Annotated in this window: 14 protein-coding genes; 5 read left to right on the top strand and 9 right to left on the bottom strand. The window is 68.3% G+C overall.

Annotated features, from left to right (window positions below):
• Positions 1 to 6 precede the first annotated feature (6 nt).
• Positions 7 to 1,026, top strand: coding sequence for a M48 family metallopeptidase (locus GA0116996_RS01535; protein ID WP_092306655.1), 1,020 nt, complete (start codon positions 7 to 9; stop codon positions 1,024 to 1,026).
• A 6-nt stretch (positions 1,027 to 1,032) separates the two neighbouring features.
• Here GA0116996_RS01535 and lgt read toward each other — a convergent pair whose 3' ends face one another.
• On the bottom strand, positions 1,033 to 1,851 hold the full coding sequence (gene lgt / locus GA0116996_RS01530; RefSeq protein WP_092306653.1) for a prolipoprotein diacylglyceryl transferase: 819 nt from the start codon (positions 1,849 to 1,851) through the stop codon (positions 1,033 to 1,035).
• A gap of 298 nt (positions 1,852 to 2,149) precedes the next feature.
• Here lgt and ilvD point away from each other — a divergent pair, with 298 nt between their 5' ends.
• Entirely contained in the window at positions 2,150 to 3,823 is a 1,674-nt protein-coding gene (gene ilvD / locus GA0116996_RS01525) for a dihydroxy-acid dehydratase (RefSeq protein ID WP_092306651.1), read from the top strand.
• A 127-nt stretch (positions 3,824 to 3,950) separates the two neighbouring features.
• Here ilvD and GA0116996_RS01520 read toward each other — a convergent pair whose 3' ends face one another.
• The 3 genes from GA0116996_RS01520 to GA0116996_RS01510 are packed head-to-tail and all read right to left on the bottom strand — an operon-like array spanning position 3,951 to position 6,467.
• Positions 3,951 to 4,451, bottom strand: a complete 501-nt coding sequence (locus tag GA0116996_RS01520) for a hypothetical protein (protein WP_092306649.1) — start codon at positions 4,449 to 4,451, stop codon at positions 3,951 to 3,953.
• Positions 4,448 to 4,882, bottom strand: coding sequence for a DNA polymerase III subunit chi (locus GA0116996_RS01515; protein WP_092306647.1), 435 nt, complete (start codon positions 4,880 to 4,882; stop codon positions 4,448 to 4,450). The genes GA0116996_RS01520 and GA0116996_RS01515 overlap by 4 nt, the downstream gene beginning before the upstream one ends.
• A 34-nt stretch (positions 4,883 to 4,916) precedes the next feature.
• Complete coding sequence (locus GA0116996_RS01510) at positions 4,917 to 6,467, bottom strand: leucyl aminopeptidase (protein ID WP_092306645.1); 1,551 nt, start codon at positions 6,465 to 6,467, stop codon at positions 4,917 to 4,919.
• 187 nt (positions 6,468 to 6,654) lie between these two features.
• On the opposite strand from GA0116996_RS01510, the gene lptF reads away from it, so the two are divergent.
• From lptF to GA0116996_RS01495, 3 genes are read left to right on the top strand one after another with little or no spacing between them, the layout of a single operon-like run.
• Complete coding sequence (lptF, locus tag GA0116996_RS01505) at positions 6,655 to 7,785, top strand: LPS export ABC transporter permease LptF (RefSeq protein ID WP_092306643.1); 1,131 nt, start codon at positions 6,655 to 6,657, stop codon at positions 7,783 to 7,785.
• On the top strand, positions 7,782 to 8,960 hold the full coding sequence (lptG, locus tag GA0116996_RS01500) for an LPS export ABC transporter permease LptG (RefSeq protein ID WP_092306641.1): 1,179 nt from the start codon (positions 7,782 to 7,784) through the stop codon (positions 8,958 to 8,960). Before lptF ends, lptG begins: the two co-directional genes overlap by 4 nt.
• Positions 8,961 to 8,968: 8 nt before the next feature.
• Entirely contained in the window at positions 8,969 to 9,364 is a 396-nt protein-coding gene (locus tag GA0116996_RS01495; protein WP_092306639.1) for a sirohydrochlorin chelatase, read from the top strand.
• A 119-nt stretch (positions 9,365 to 9,483) separates the two neighbouring features.
• Here the strand turns inward: GA0116996_RS01495 and cobA are convergent, their stop codons facing one another.
• Genes cobA through GA0116996_RS01470 form a run of 5 tightly spaced genes read right to left on the bottom strand, consistent with a single transcriptional unit; the run spans position 9,484 to position 14,027 of the window.
• Positions 9,484 to 10,284, bottom strand: a complete 801-nt coding sequence (gene cobA / locus GA0116996_RS01490) for a uroporphyrinogen-III C-methyltransferase (RefSeq protein ID WP_092306637.1) — start codon at positions 10,282 to 10,284, stop codon at positions 9,484 to 9,486.
• A 38-nt stretch (positions 10,285 to 10,322) separates the two neighbouring features.
• Positions 10,323 to 11,627 carry a sulfate adenylyltransferase subunit 1 gene (locus GA0116996_RS01485; RefSeq protein ID WP_092306635.1) on the bottom strand — a complete coding sequence of 435 codons (1,305 nt, stop codon included), beginning with the start codon at positions 11,625 to 11,627 and terminating at the stop codon, positions 10,323 to 10,325.
• Positions 11,628 to 11,652: 25 nt separating this feature from the next.
• On the bottom strand, positions 11,653 to 12,618 hold the full coding sequence (gene cysD, locus GA0116996_RS01480; RefSeq protein WP_092306633.1) for a sulfate adenylyltransferase subunit CysD: 966 nt from the start codon (positions 12,616 to 12,618) through the stop codon (positions 11,653 to 11,655).
• Positions 12,619 to 12,630: 12 nt separating this feature from the next.
• Positions 12,631 to 13,434: a phosphoadenylyl-sulfate reductase gene (locus GA0116996_RS01475; protein ID WP_092306631.1), complete on the bottom strand. Its 804-nt coding sequence runs from the start codon at positions 13,432 to 13,434 to the stop codon at positions 12,631 to 12,633.
• A complete protein-coding gene (locus GA0116996_RS01470) occupies positions 13,431 to 14,027 on the bottom strand; it encodes a DUF934 domain-containing protein (protein WP_092306629.1) in 597 nt (198 codons plus the stop codon). Before GA0116996_RS01470 ends, GA0116996_RS01475 begins: the two co-directional genes overlap by 4 nt.
• Between the last annotated feature and the right edge of the window lie 16 nt (positions 14,028 to 14,043).

Here is a 14,043-nt window from a genome sequence, read left to right as displayed (position 1 = left end):
CGCGCCATGGTCCCGGTCACCTTCTTCGACGGGCGCTCGTCGCGCGCGCATCCGGCCACGCTCGCCGTGGAGGCGCAGCAGGCCGTGCTGCGCGACGCCGACGGCACCGAATTACGGCGCGCGCCGCTGTCGCAGCTGCGCGTGTCGGAGCGCGTGCGCCGCGCGCCGCGGCTGGTCACATTCGCCGACGGCGCCTTCTGCGAAGTCACCGACCATGCCGCCTTCGACCAGTTGCTCGCCGCCACCGGCCATCGCGACGGCCTGGTGGCGCGCGCGCAGAACAGCTGGCGCCTGGCCGGCCTGGCCGTGGCGGCGCTGGTGGCGGTGCTGGTGCTGGGCTATTACGTCTTGCTGCCGTGGGGCGCGGGCATGATGGCACGCGCGGTGCCGGCCGAACTGGAGGCCCGGCTCGGCCAGCTGACGCTGGAGAGCCTGGACAACGGCATGCTTGCGCCGACGCAGCTGCCGGCCGCCGAGCAGGCCCGCATCCGCGCCGGCTTCGCGGCGCTGCGGCGCCCGCGCGATACAGCGCACGACTACCAGATCCTGTTCCGCCAGGGCGGCGAAATCGGCGCCAATGCGCTGGCCTTGCCGGGCGGCACCATCATCGTCACCGACGAACTGGTGCGCCTGGCGGGCAGCGGCGCCGGCCTGATGGGGGTGCTGGCCCACGAAGCAGGCCACGTGGCGCGACGCCACGGGCTGCAGCAGGTGATCCAGGGATCGGCACTGGCCGCGCTCTCGGCCTACCTGTTCGGCGATATCTCTTCGGTGCTGGCGGGCGTGCCGGCCGCCATGCTGACCTTGCGCTATTCACGCGACCACGAGCGCGAGGCCGATGCCTATGCGATCGAGATCATGCAGCGCAACGGCCTGCCCCCGGCGGCGCTGGCCGACGTGCTGGTCGCGCTGGAACAACGCGAAGGCAAGCCGGCCGATGCCGGCGCAGACCCTGCCGAAGACTTCCTGTCCACGCACCCGCATACCCAGGCGCGCATCGACGCGCTGCGCCGCGCCGGCAAATAGCCTGGCTCAGGCCGCCGGCTGCGGGGCGCCGGCGCCGGGCTGGCGGCGGTAGGCCCAGATCACCATGGCAATGCCCGCCAGGATCATCGGCAGGCTCAGCCACTGCCCCATCGACAGCTTCAGCGCCAGCAGACCCAGGAAGTTGTCGGGCTCGCGCGCGAATTCGGCGGCGAAGCGGAACGCGCCGTAGCCGATCAGGAAGACGCCCGACACCGCGCCCATCGGCCGCGGCTTGCGCGCGAACAGCCACAGGAGGATGAACAACGCCACGCCCTCGCCGGCAAACTGGTAGAGCTGCGACGGATGGCGCGGGATGTTGTCGCCGGCCTGCGGGAAGATCATGCCCCACGGCAGGTCGGTGGCGCGCCCCCACAGCTCGCCGTTGATGAAGTTGCCGATGCGCCCGGCGGCCAGCCCGCAGGGGATCATCGGCGCGATAAAGTCGGTCACTTCCATCCAGTGGCGCCGGCGCAGCCGGCCGAACAGCCACATCGCCACCACCACGCCAAGAAAGCCGCCATGGAAGGCCATGCCGCCCTCCCATACCTTGAAGATCTCCATCGGATGCGACAGGTAGTACGACGGCTTGTAGAACAGCACGTAGCCGAGCCGCCCGCCCAGGATCACGCCCAGCACGCCGAAGAACAGCATGTCGTCGAGGTCGCGCGTGGTCCAGCCCTTGGCGGCGATATGCGGCTGGCGGATACGCAGGCGCCCGAACCACAGGAACATGACGAACCCGGCCAGGTACATCAGCCCATACCAGCGGATCGCAAGCGGGCCCAGGTGGATGGCAACCGGGTCGAACTGGGGATGAATCAGCATGTTGACGTGAATGGTGGTTGTGAGGCGGCGGCGGCGCCGGCCGTGCGGCGCCAGGTAAGACGCGCGGGTGCGGCGAAGGTTGCACGGCAATGCCAACGCCGGGTCCGCGCACGCATCGTAGCCCGTAATGATGTCACAAATCCCCGCGGCGCCCGGCGCGGCGGCACCCGGGACCCGCGCCCGCCAGCGCCCGAACAATCCATTTGACACGCCAAAACGCACGCGTCATTCTTGCCCCATCACAGCGCCCGCCGCGCGCCCGCGGCGGCATATAACAAGGATCCCGGAGACTCCCACCATGGCATTCAACAAGCGCTCCCGGCACATCACGCAAGGCGTGGCGCGCTCCCCCAACCGCTCGATGTACTACGCGCTCGGCTACCAGAAGGAGGACTTCGACAAGCCGATGGTGGGCATCGCCAACGGCCATTCGACCATCACGCCGTGCAATGCCGGCCTGCAGCGCCTGGCCGACGCGGCCATCGAGGCGATCCGGGCCGCCGGCGCCAACCCGCAGGTGTTCGGCACGCCCACCATCTCGGACGGCATGTCGATGGGCACCGAGGGCATGAAGTACTCGCTGATCTCGCGCGAGGTCATCGCCGATTGCATCGAGACCGCGGCCCAGGGCCAGTGGATGGACGGCGTGGTGGTGATCGGCGGCTGCGACAAGAACATGCCGGGCGGCATGATCGCGCTGGCGCGCACCAACGTGCCGGGTATCTACGTTTACGGCGGCACCATCAAGCCGGGCCACTGGAAGGGCAAGGACCTGACCATCGTGTCGTCGTTCGAGGCCGTCGGCGAGTTCACCGCGGGACGCATGAGCGAGGAAGACTTCGAAGGGGTGGAACGGAACGCCTGCCCGTCCACCGGCTCGTGCGGCGGCATGTACACCGCCAACACCATGAGCTCGTCGTTCGAGGCGCTGGGCATGTCGCTGCTGTATTCGTCGACCATGGCCAATCCGGACCAGGAAAAGGTCGACAGCGCCGCGGAATCGGCGCGCGTGCTGGTCGAGGCCGTCAAGCGGGATCTCAAGCCGCGCGACATCATCACGCGCGAGTCGATCGAGAACGCGGTGGCGCTGATCATGGCAACCGGCGGCTCCACCAACGCGGTGCTGCACTACCTGGCGATCGCGCATGCCGCCGAGGTGGAATGGACCATCGACGACTTCGAGCGCATCCGCCGCAAGGTGCCGGTCCTCTGCAACCTCAAGCCCTCGGGGCAGTACGTGGCGACCGACCTGCACCGCGCCGGTGGCATCCCGCAGGTGATGAAGATTCTGCTCAAGGCCGGCCTGCTGCACGGCGACTGCATCACCATCACCGGCCGCACGCTGGCCGAGGAACTCGAGCACGTGCCCGACGCCCCGCGCGCCGACCAGGACGTGATCCTGCCGATCGAGCGGGCGCTCTACGCCGAGGGCCACCTGGCGATCCTCAAGGGCAACCTCGCCGAGGAAGGCGCGGTCGCCAAGATCACCGGCCTGAAGAACCCGGTCATCACCGGCCCGGCGCGCGTGTTCGAGGACGAGCAGAGCGCGATGGACGCGATCCTGGCCGACCGCATCAACGCCGGCGACATCCTGGTGCTGCGCTACCTCGGCCCCAAGGGCGGCCCCGGCATGCCGGAAATGCTGGCGCCGACCTCGGCCATCATCGGCAAGGGCCTGGGCGAAGCGGTCGGCTTTATCACCGACGGCCGCTTCTCGGGCGGCACCTGGGGCATGGTGGTCGGCCACGTCGCGCCGGAAGCGTACGTCGGCGGCACCATCGCACTGGTGCAGGAGGGCGACTCGATCACCATCGACGCGCACCAGCTGCTGCTGCAGCTGAACGTGCCGGAAGAAGAACTGGCCAGGCGCCGCGCCAGCTGGAAAGCACCCGCGCCGCGCTATACGCGCGGAGTGCTGGCCAAGTTTGCGCGACTGGCATCGACGGCGAGCAGGGGCGCGGTGACGGACTGAGCGCGGCGCGGCGGATGGCAAAAAGCCTGCGAGGTATCGCAGGCTTTTTTGTGTGCAGAGCGTTCGCAGTACCCTCGCCCCTGGCAGAGGCTTCCCTCTGGCGCAAGCGGGAGAGGGAAGAAAACCCTCAGTCCGTTCCCGGCGCCTTCTCCATCTCCTCCAGCGTCGCGTCCAGCCACTCCACCAGCCGCGCTTCCAGCGACTGGGTCAGCTCGCTGGCCAGCTGCGCCGTCAGCGGCGCCAGCCGGGACTGCAGCGTGGCTTCGGTGTGGGCCGCCACCACCTGCGGCCATTCGGTGCGAAAGCGCATCATCACGCGGCTCAGCAGCTCGGTGCGCACTGCGCGCAGGTCGTCGTCGCCGGTGTCCGTGGCGGTGTCCGTCCCGGCTGCGGGCTGGGCCGGCACGATCGCGTCGTCCAGCGCGGCGTCCCCGGTGTCGCCCACTTGCATCACCATGCCGGCATCGTCCATGCCAAAGGTGTCGATCACGCCGTCGTCCGCCGCAGCGCCCGCCTGCGCCGGCGCTTCGGTGTCGGCATCCGGCAGGTCGACGACCTCGGTCAGCAGCGGGATGCTGTCGTGCGGTTCCGGCCGCGGGATCACCCGCGAGGTGGTGCGTTCGCTCATGCGGCGTCTCCCTTGGGCTGGCCGATGTCGTGGTGCGTCAGCGGATAGCCGCGTTCGCGATAGAAGCGGTAGCGCTGGCGGCCGGCCTCGCGCGCGGCGTCGCCGGCGCCGACCACCTCGATCAGCCGCTCGAAGCTGGCAAACTGCGCCGGCGCTTCGTCAGCCAGGTTGATCAGCAGCTGGTGGTGCGGCACGCCCTCGGTGGTGGCGGCCAGCAGGATCGGCGTCGCCGCCGCATGCGGGCTTTCCAGCCCGCAATGCGGCAGGAAGTCCAGCGCGGAGAAGGTCCACAGGCGCGCGTCGAGGTCCGCAAGCTGCGCCGGCGCGCCGTGGATCACCACCTTCTGCCCGGCGCCGTAGGCCTTGCGGACCAGCCGGCAGACATAGCCGAGCACGTCCGGCACGTTGCTGTGGAAGTCGATGCGCGTCATGGACGGTTTCCGCTCTGACTTAGTGGCGCCGCGCTCAGGCGGCGCGGTCCATCAGGAACTGCGTCAGCAGCGGCACCGGACGGCCGGTGGCGCCCTTGGCCGCGCCGCTCTTCCACGCGGTGCCGGCGATGTCCAGGTGGGCCCAGTCGTACTTCTCGGTAAAGCGCGCCAGGAAGCAGGCCGCGGTGACGCTGCCGGCCGGGCGGCCGCCGATATTGCCCATGTCGGCAAAGTTGGACTTGAGCTGGTCCTGGTATTCGTCGTCCAGCGGCATGCGCCAGGCGCTGTCCATGGCGCGGCGTCCAGCCTGCAGCAGCGCGTCGGCAAGCGCGTCGGAGCGCGCGTACAGGCCGCTGTTGACGTGGCCGAGCGCGATGATGCAGGCGCCGGTCAGGGTGGCGACATCGATCACCGCGGCCGGCTTGAAGCGCTCGACATAGGTGAGCGCGTCGCACAGGATCAGGCGGCCCTCGGCGTCGGTGTTGAGGATCTCGATGGTCTGGCCCGACATGCTGGTGACCACGTCGCCCGGCTTGGTGGCGATGCCGCTGGGCATGTTCTCGCAGGTGGGGACCACCGCCACCACATTGAGCTTCAGGCCCATCTCGGCCACGGCCTGGATCGTGCCAAGCACCGAGGCCGCGCCGCACATGTCGTACTTCATCTCGTCCATGCCTTCGCCCGGCTTGAGCGAGATGCCGCCGGTATCGAAGGTAATGCCCTTGCCCACCAGCACCACCGGCGCCTGCTTGGCGCCGGCGCCGTCGTAGCGCAGCACGATGAACTGCGGCGGCTCCTCGCTGCCCTTGGTCACGGCCAGGAACGCGCCCATGTTCAGGGCCTCGATCTGCTTGCGCCCGAGGATTTCGGCCTTGAGCTTGTGGCGCTTGGCGATATTGCGCGCGGTATTGGCCAGGTAGGTCGGGGTGCAGATATTGGACGGCAGGTTGCCGAGGTCGCGCGTCAGCTCCATGCCGTTGGCGATGGCGGTGCCGCGCACCGCGGCCTGGGTCGCGGCGCGGGCATCGCCGCTGTCGACCGCGATCACGACCTTGCGCAGCGACGCCTTGTCGTTGCCGTTGGGCTTGCCGCTGGCGGCGCTCTGGGCATTGGCCCGCTTCAGGCCCGGATGGCGCTCGAGCAGGCGGTAGCCGGCTTCGCGCACCAGCGTGATGGTGGTGATCACGGCCCACGACACGTCGCGCTGATGCGGCGCCTGTTGCGCCAGGCACCACAAGGCCGAGGCCGAACGCGTGGACGACAAGGCACGCACCGCGGTGCGCACCGCATCGGCAAAGGCCTTGTCGGTGAAATCGGCTTCCTTGCCCAGGCCCACCAGCAGCACGCGCGCGGCGCCCACGCCGGCCACTTCGTGCAGCATCAGGTGGGTGCCGCGCTTGCCCTCGAAGTCGCCCTGCTTGACCAGCCGTCCCACCAAGCCCTTGGTGGCCACATCGAGGGCCTTGGCGACGCCGCCGAGGTTCTGGCCTTCGAACAGGCCGACCACCAGGCAGTCGGTCTTGGTCGCCAGGAAACCATTTTGGCCGGCTTTGCTCCAATCCAGGGCTTTTGTGCTAAATTCCATCGCGCTTCCTTCCAGGGGCTCGTTAGACACGAAAGCCTCCATTATCCGCGATTTTTACCCCGCGACCTGCCGCCGCTGATACGCCCCGGTCACGTTGACAGCACGCTGTGCCGTCAGCCAGCTGTTCTGCCAGGCACCTCGCACGGCACATCGCCCGCTCCGGCCGGCAGCCCGGAACCGAACCCGCATGATCCTTCAACAAGCCCTGCGACGCGAGCTTGCCTACACCGCCGGGGCGGTGTTCCTGGTGATGCTGACCTTCATGCTCACCTCGCTCGTGATCCGCATCCTGGGGATGGCCGCCAACGGCAAGGCCAGCCCCAACGACGTGCTGATGCTGATCGGCCTGGCCACCATCGGCTACCTGTCGATCCTGCTGTCGGCGACGCTGTTCATTTCCACCCTGATCGTGCTGACGCGCTGGTACAAGGATTCGGAAATGGTGGTGTGGTTCTCGGCCGGCATCTCGCTGCGCGACCTGGTCAAGCCGGTGCTGCAGTTCGCCGCGCCCTTCATCCTGCTGGCGCTGCTGCTGGGCCTGTTCGCCTGGCCGTGGGCCAACCAGCAGAGCGCGCTGTTCCGCGACCGCTTCGAGCAGCGCGGGGTGATGTCGATGATCGCCGCCGGCCGCTTCATCGAGCCGGCCAAGGCCAATTACGTGCTGTTCATCGAGGGCATGGACCCCGACATGAAGCATGCGCGCAATGTCTTTGTCGCCAATGCCGAAGCCGACAAGATCGGCGTGGCGCTGGCGCACCAGGGCAAGTTCGAGACCATGCCCAACGGCGACCGCCTGGTGGTGATGGAGAACGGCCGCCGCTATTCCGGCACGCCCGGCCAGATCGACTACCGCATCGTCGAGTTCGAGCGCTACGCGGTCAAGGTGGACAACAAGCCGCCCGAGTCCGAGGCCAAGCTGCCGCCCAAGAGCCGCGACACCATCGAGCTGATCCGCAACCCCACGCGCGAGAACCTGGGCGAACTGATCTGGCGCATCTCGCTGCCGATCCTGGCCTTCAACTTCGTCATGATCGCGATCCCGCTGGCCTACGTGAACCCGCGCCTGGGCCGCTACACGCCGCTGGTGTTCGCCGTGCTGATCTACCTGACCTACAGCAACCTGATCAACCTGTCGCAGTCCTGGGTGCGCAACGGCTCGATCCCGTTCTGGCTGGCCTGGTGGCCGATCCACCTGGCCGTGTTCCTGGGTGCGCTGCTGCTGTTCCGCTACCGCCAGAACCGCAGCCTGGGTGGCTGGCGCGCCGTGTTCGGGCTGCGCAAGCGTGATGCCGAGACCGCCGCCGGAGGCCGGGCATGAGGATCCTGCGCGTCTACGAACGCTATTTCGGCCGCCTGGTCTATGGCGTGTTCGCCTTCATCCTGTTCGCGGTGCTGTCGCTGTTCGTGTTCTTCGACATGCTCAACGAGCTGGAGAACGTCAACGCCCAGTACACCTCCCTGGTGGCGCTGTTCCACGTCCTGCTGCAGGCGCCCACGCGGGTGTACGAGGTGCTGCCGATCGCGGTGCTGATCAGCGCGATCTATGTGTTCTCGCAGCTTGCCAGCCAGTCCGAGTACACCATCTTCCGCGTGGCCGGCCTGAACACGCGCCAGGCGCTGTTCTCGCTGTTCAAGCTGGCGGTGCCGCTGGCGATCGTGACCTTCCTGTTTGGCGAGTTCATCGGCCCGCGCGCCGAGCAGTATGCGCAGAAGGTCAAGCTGGAGGCGATCGGCGCCACGGTGTCGTCGGGCTTCCGCTCCGGGGTCTGGGTCAAGGACCGCGACAAGGATGCCGCCGGCGATGGCGAGATCACCCGCTTCGTCAACGTGGCGGGGCTGCGGCCGGACCAGACCATCACCGGCATCACCATGTACGAGTTCGACCCCCAGTACCGGCTGCGCGTGATCCGCGTGGCGCAGGAGGGGCGCTACCAGGGCGGCCAGTCATGGGAGCTGCAGAACGTCAGCGAGACCCGCTTCGTCGAGCTGGCGCCCCAGGCCCAGGGCGCACAGCCCGCGGCCGCCGCGCCGGCGCGCGACGCGCTGGCGCCGGACTTCCGCGCCGAGCAGGTCAAGTTCCCGCGCGTGGCCATGCATTCGGAGCTGACCCCGCAGATCCTGTCGGTGCTGCTCGTCACGCCTGAGCGGATGTCGACGCTGGACCTGTTCCGCTATATCCGCCACCTGCGCGACAACAAGCAGGACACCCAGCGCTACGAGATCGCGTTCTGGAAGAAGGTGATCTACCCGCTGACGCTGTTCGTGATGGTGGCGCTGGCGCTGCCGTTCGCCTACCTGCACGCGCGTGCCGGCGCGGTCGGCGTCAAGGTATTCGGCGGCATCATGCTGGGGCTGTCGTTCCACCTGTCGAACACGCTGTTCTCGCACGTCGGCCTGCTGCATACCTGGCCGCCGATCATCTCGGCGCTGGTGCCGGGCACGCTTTACCTGATGGTGGCGCTGCTGGCGCTGCGTTGGGTCGACCGGCACTGAGCACGGCCATGGCAGCCCGCGACCGCGCCCTGGTCCTGTTCGCGCACGGCGCGCGCGATGCGCGCTGGCGCGAGCCGTTCGAGCGGCTGCAGCAGAAGCTGGTGGCCGCCCTGCCCGGCTGCGCGGTGCGGCTGGCGTTCCTGGAGCTGATGTCGCCGCTGCTGGCGGATGCGCTGGCCGAACTGGCCGCAGAGGGCGTGACCGAGGTCACCGTGGTGCCGGTGTTCTTCGGCCAGGGCGGGCATATCCGGCGCGATTTGCCGGCGCTGATCGACCAGTGCCGGCAGGCCCATCCCGGGCTGCGCATCCATTGCGCGGCCGCGGTGGGAGAGTCGGATGCGGTGCTGGAGGCGATCGCGGCGTATTGCGTGGCGTCGCTGCCCGGGACTCCGCCCGCTGCCTGAAGTCGTGACGGCCTCAATGAAAAACCCCGTGCCGGAATTCCGCACGGGGTATTTTCTTTGACGCGTCGATGCTGCTGGTCTTCTCCCCTCGCCCATAAATGGGAGAGGGGAAAAAAACCTCAGGCAGCGCGCGCCGCGCGCATGTTCGTCACGCCCGCGTCCTCCCGCGGCGCCTCGGTCGCGCGCGCGGCCAGCGCGGCGCCGATCATCAGCAGGCTCGGCTGCACCGGGTCGATCCACGACGCCGCCTCACCGGCCGCCATCTGGCCGAGCGTGAACTCGCGGCTGCGCTGTTGCGGCGTGGTGGCGGCTTCCACCACCCACGCCGGCGTCGACGCGGGCTTGCCGTGCGCGATCAGCTGCGCGGCGATCGATGCGGCCTGATCGCGACCCATGTAGTAGACCAGCGTGTCGGCCCTGACCGCGGCTTCGATATCGGCCGAACCCTCGCCGTCCGCGGCCTTGGCCTGCGTGGCAAAGGCCACGCTGCGCGACACGCCGCGCTTGGTCAGCGGCTTGCCGATCGCGGACGCGGCCGCCAGCGCGGCGGTGATGCCGGGCACCACTTCATACTCGATGCCAGCCGCTTCCAGCGCCTGCAGTTCCTCGTCGGCGCGGCCGAACAGCATCGGGTCGCCGCCCTTGAGCCGCACCACGCGCTCGTACTTGCTGGCCAGGTCGACGATCTGGCGGTTGATGAACAGCTGCGCGGTGGAGCGCTGGCCGCAGCGCTTGCCGACCTCTACCAGCTCCGCCTGCGGACACCAGGCCAGCATCTCCGGCGATACCAGCGCGTCGTGCAGCACCACCTGGGCTTCGCCCAAAAGCCGTGCACCACGCACCGTAATGAGGTCTGCCGCACCGGGGCCTGCCCCGATCAGGTACACCTTGCCGAAAGTCTTCTGTGCCTGCTTGCCCATCTCCAACCCCTTGTCCGGTCGATCCTGTTCGCTACCGATCAGGAGAACGCACGGATCATGCCTGCGGCCACCGTGTGGTTGGTCGCCTCGTCGATCAGCACGAAGGCGCCCGTGGCCGGATTATCGCCGTAGGCGTCGCACACGATCGGCTTCTGCAGCGAGATCTGCACCGAACCGATATCGTTCAGGCGGATGTCGTGGCGGCCGGTCTCGTGCGACAGCGTGTGCACGTCCAGCACGCGGTCCACCGCCGACACGCGCGCGAACACGCTCGCCGTGGTGTGCTTGAGCACGTACTTGCGCGCCGGGTTCAGCGACTCGTCGTCGAACCAGCACAGGTCGGCCTGCAGCTTTTTGGCGGAGGCCGCGGTCGCGTCGGCGGCGACGAACATGTCACCGCGTGATACATCGACGTCCTCGGCCAGGCGCACGGTGACCGTGTCGCCGACGTTGGCCGATGCCGCGGCGCCGTTCGGAGTCAGCACTTCGGCCACCACCGCTTCGCGGTTGGCGGGCAGCACGCGCAGCTTCTGGCCGACGCGCACGGTGCCGGCTTCGACGCGGCCGGCATAGCCGCGGAAGTCGTCCGACTGCGAGCCGTCCTGGCGGATCACCAGCTGCACCGGGAAGCGCAGCGCGGCGTCATCCTCGGGCGCGGCCTCTTCCACCGGCAGCTCTTCCAGCAGCGGCAGCAGCGGCTCGCCCTGGTACCACGGCATGGCGTCGCTCTCGTGCACGATGTTGTCGCCGCGCAGCGCGGACACCGGCACGTAGCGCACGTCCTTCAGGCCCAATTGCTCGGCCAGTTCGGCGTAGGCGGCGCGGATCTCGTTGAAGCTCTGCTCGCTGTAGTCGACCAGGTCCATCTTGTTGACGGCGACGATCACGTGCTGGATTTCCAGCAGCTTCAGGATCGCCGAGTGGCGCTTGGTCTGCGCCAGCAGTTCGGCGCGGCCGTCGGTGACGGTGACGCGGGTGGCATCGACCAGCACGATGGCCGCGTGCGCGGTCGAGGCGCCGGTGACCATGTTGCGGGTGTACTGCTCGTGGCCCGGCGTATCCGCGATGATGAACTTGCGGCGCGCGGTCGAGAAGTAGCGGTACGCCACGTCGATGGTGATGCCCTGCTCGCGCTCGGCTTCCAGGCCGTCGGTCAGCAGCGAGAAGTCGATCTGCTCGCCGGCGGTGCGCTTGTTCTTGGCATTGGCCAGCGCGGTCAGCTGGTCGGACAGCACCGCCTTGCTGTCGTACAGCAGGCGGCCGATCAGCGTGCTCTTGCCGTCGTCGACGGAGCCGGCGGTGATGAAGCGCAGCAGGCCTTGGTGGGTTGCTTGGTGAGTCATGTCTGGATCCTTTGCTGCGTGCGGCTTAGAAGTAGCCTTCCTTCTTGCGGCGCTCCATCGAGGCTTCGCTGGTCTGGTCGTCCATGCGGGTGGCGCCGCGCTCGGTGATCTCGGTCACCGCGGTCTCGGCAATGATCGCTTCGGGCGAATCGGCCACGCTGGCCACTGGGCAGGTGCAGCTGATGTCGCCGACGGTGCGGAAGCGGACCGACAGCACTTCGCTGACATCGCCATCCTGCTTGGGCGTGATCGGCGTGACCGGCACCAGCAGGCCGTTCTTGCGCACCACCTCGCGCTGGTGCGCGTAGTAGATCGGCGGCAGCGCCAGGTTTTCGCGGGCGATGTACTGCCACACGTCCAGCTCGGTCCAGTTCGAGATCGGGAACACGCGCATCTGCTCGCCCTGCGCCATGCGGGCGTTGTACAGGCTCCACAGCTCCGGGCGCTGGGCCTTCGGGTCCCACTGGCCGAACTCGTCGCGGAACGAGAAGATGCGCTCCTTGGCGCGGGCCTTCTCTTCGTCGCGGCGGGCGCCGCCCATCAGCGCGTCGAACTGGTGCTCGCCGATGGTTTCGAGCAGCGTCACGGCCTGCGCCGCGTTGCGCGAATCGGTGTCCTTGCGCAGGCGCACGGTGCCGCGCTTGATCGAGTCCTCGACATGGCCGACCACCAGGCGCGCACCGAGCTCAGCCACGCGCTGGTCGCGGAACGCAATCACTTCCGGGTAGTTGTGGCCGGTGTCGATATGCACCAGCGGGAACGGCAGCTCGATCTTGCGCTCGCCCAGCCGGAACGCCTTCAGTGCCAGGTGCAGCATCACGATCGAATCCTTGCCGCCCGAGAACAGCAGCGCCGGGTTGCGGCACTCGGCCACCACCTCGCGGATGATGTAGATCGATTCCGCCTCGAGGCGGTCGAGATGGTCGTTCTGTACCTGCAACAGGTGCGCCACGCCCGAGGTGGCTTCTGCGATGTCGTTCATGATGCCCATTTTGTTCCGGCCTCAATGCTTGATGTTCTGTTCGTGGAGCCCGCACTCTTTCGAGTCCTTGCTCTCCCACCACCACCGTCCCGCGCGCACGTCCTCGCCCGCGCGTACCGCGCGCGTACATGGCTCGCAGCCGATGCTGGGATAGCCCTTGGCATGCAGGTCGTTGATCGGCACGTTGTGGCGCTTCAGGTAGGCCCACACTTCCGGCTCGGACCAGTCCGCCAGCGGGTTGAACTTGGGGATGCCGCGGGCTTCGTCCAGTTCCTCGAACGGCAGCTCGGCGCGCGTCACGGCCTGCTCGCGGCGCTGGCCGGTCAGCCAGGCATCGGCGTGCGACAGCGCGCGGTTGAGCGGCTCGACCTTGCGGATGCCGCAGCACGACTTGCGCGCGTCGATGCTGTCGTAGAAGCCGTTCAGCCCGTGCTTCTTCAGGTAGTTCTCGACCGCCTCGGCATCCGGCGTGAACTGCTCGATGGTGTAGCCGTAGTGCGCCTGCACCTTGTCCAGCACCGCCAGGGTCTCGGCGTGCAGGCGCCCGGTCTGCAGCGTGAACACGCGGATGCCCGCGCGCACGGCTTCGCTGCCGCGCAGGATCGCGTCGGTCAGCACCATGTCCTCGGCCGCCAGGCTCGAGGCAAAGCGCGCGCGGAAGAAGCGGCCGGCGATGCCCGCCAGGCGCTCTGCCAGCTCGCGCTCCTTCTGCTCCAGCGCTTCGATGCTGCCGGTGTACTCGGGCGCGACCCACAGCGCGGGCGGACGCAGCGCCGATACCGCGCCGGCATCCACCACGGGGATATCGCTCAGCACCGTGCTCATGCCGTGGCCTTCGGTTGCACGGCGCCGCCTTCGGTGCGGGCGCGGCGGAACAGCGGCAGCGGTTCGTCGACCGACGCCTGGTAGGTCACGGTGAACTCGGTGAAGCCCTTGATCGCGTCGTCGATGCTCTTGTCCGCACGGACGGCGAAGGCGTCGAAGCCGCAGCGCTTCATGAAGTTGAGCTGGTCGCGCAGCACGTCGCCGATGGCGCGCAGCTGGCCTTCCCACTTGTAGCGGGTGCGCAGCAGGTAGGCGGTGGAGAAGCCGCGGCCGTCGCGGAACACCGGGAAGTCCACCGCCACCAGCGACACGCGGTCGAAGTACGCGGCGGCATCGCCCGGCTCGTCTTCCGGCGCCAGCCACATGCCGGTGCGGGCCGCATCGCGGCCGGCCAGCAGCGCTTCATTGGCCTTCCAGACCGACAGCGGGAACAGCACCGCATCCTGGCCTTGCACGGCAGCCGAAATGCGCTCTTCGGTCAGCGGCTGCTCTTCCGTGGCGCGCAGCACGGTCCAGTTGTCTTCGACGATCACCGGGGTGACGTTGGCGCTGCCCGTTGCATCCTGGCGTTGCAGTTGAATGATCTTTGCCATGTTCAGTCTCTCCGGT

It is taken from the genome of Cupriavidus alkaliphilus (genome assembly GCF_900094595.1).
Classification (GTDB): domain Bacteria; phylum Pseudomonadota; class Gammaproteobacteria; order Burkholderiales; family Burkholderiaceae; genus Cupriavidus; species Cupriavidus alkaliphilus.
Note: the sequence above shows the minus strand (reverse complement) of the source record. Positions and strands in the feature narration are given on the sequence as shown.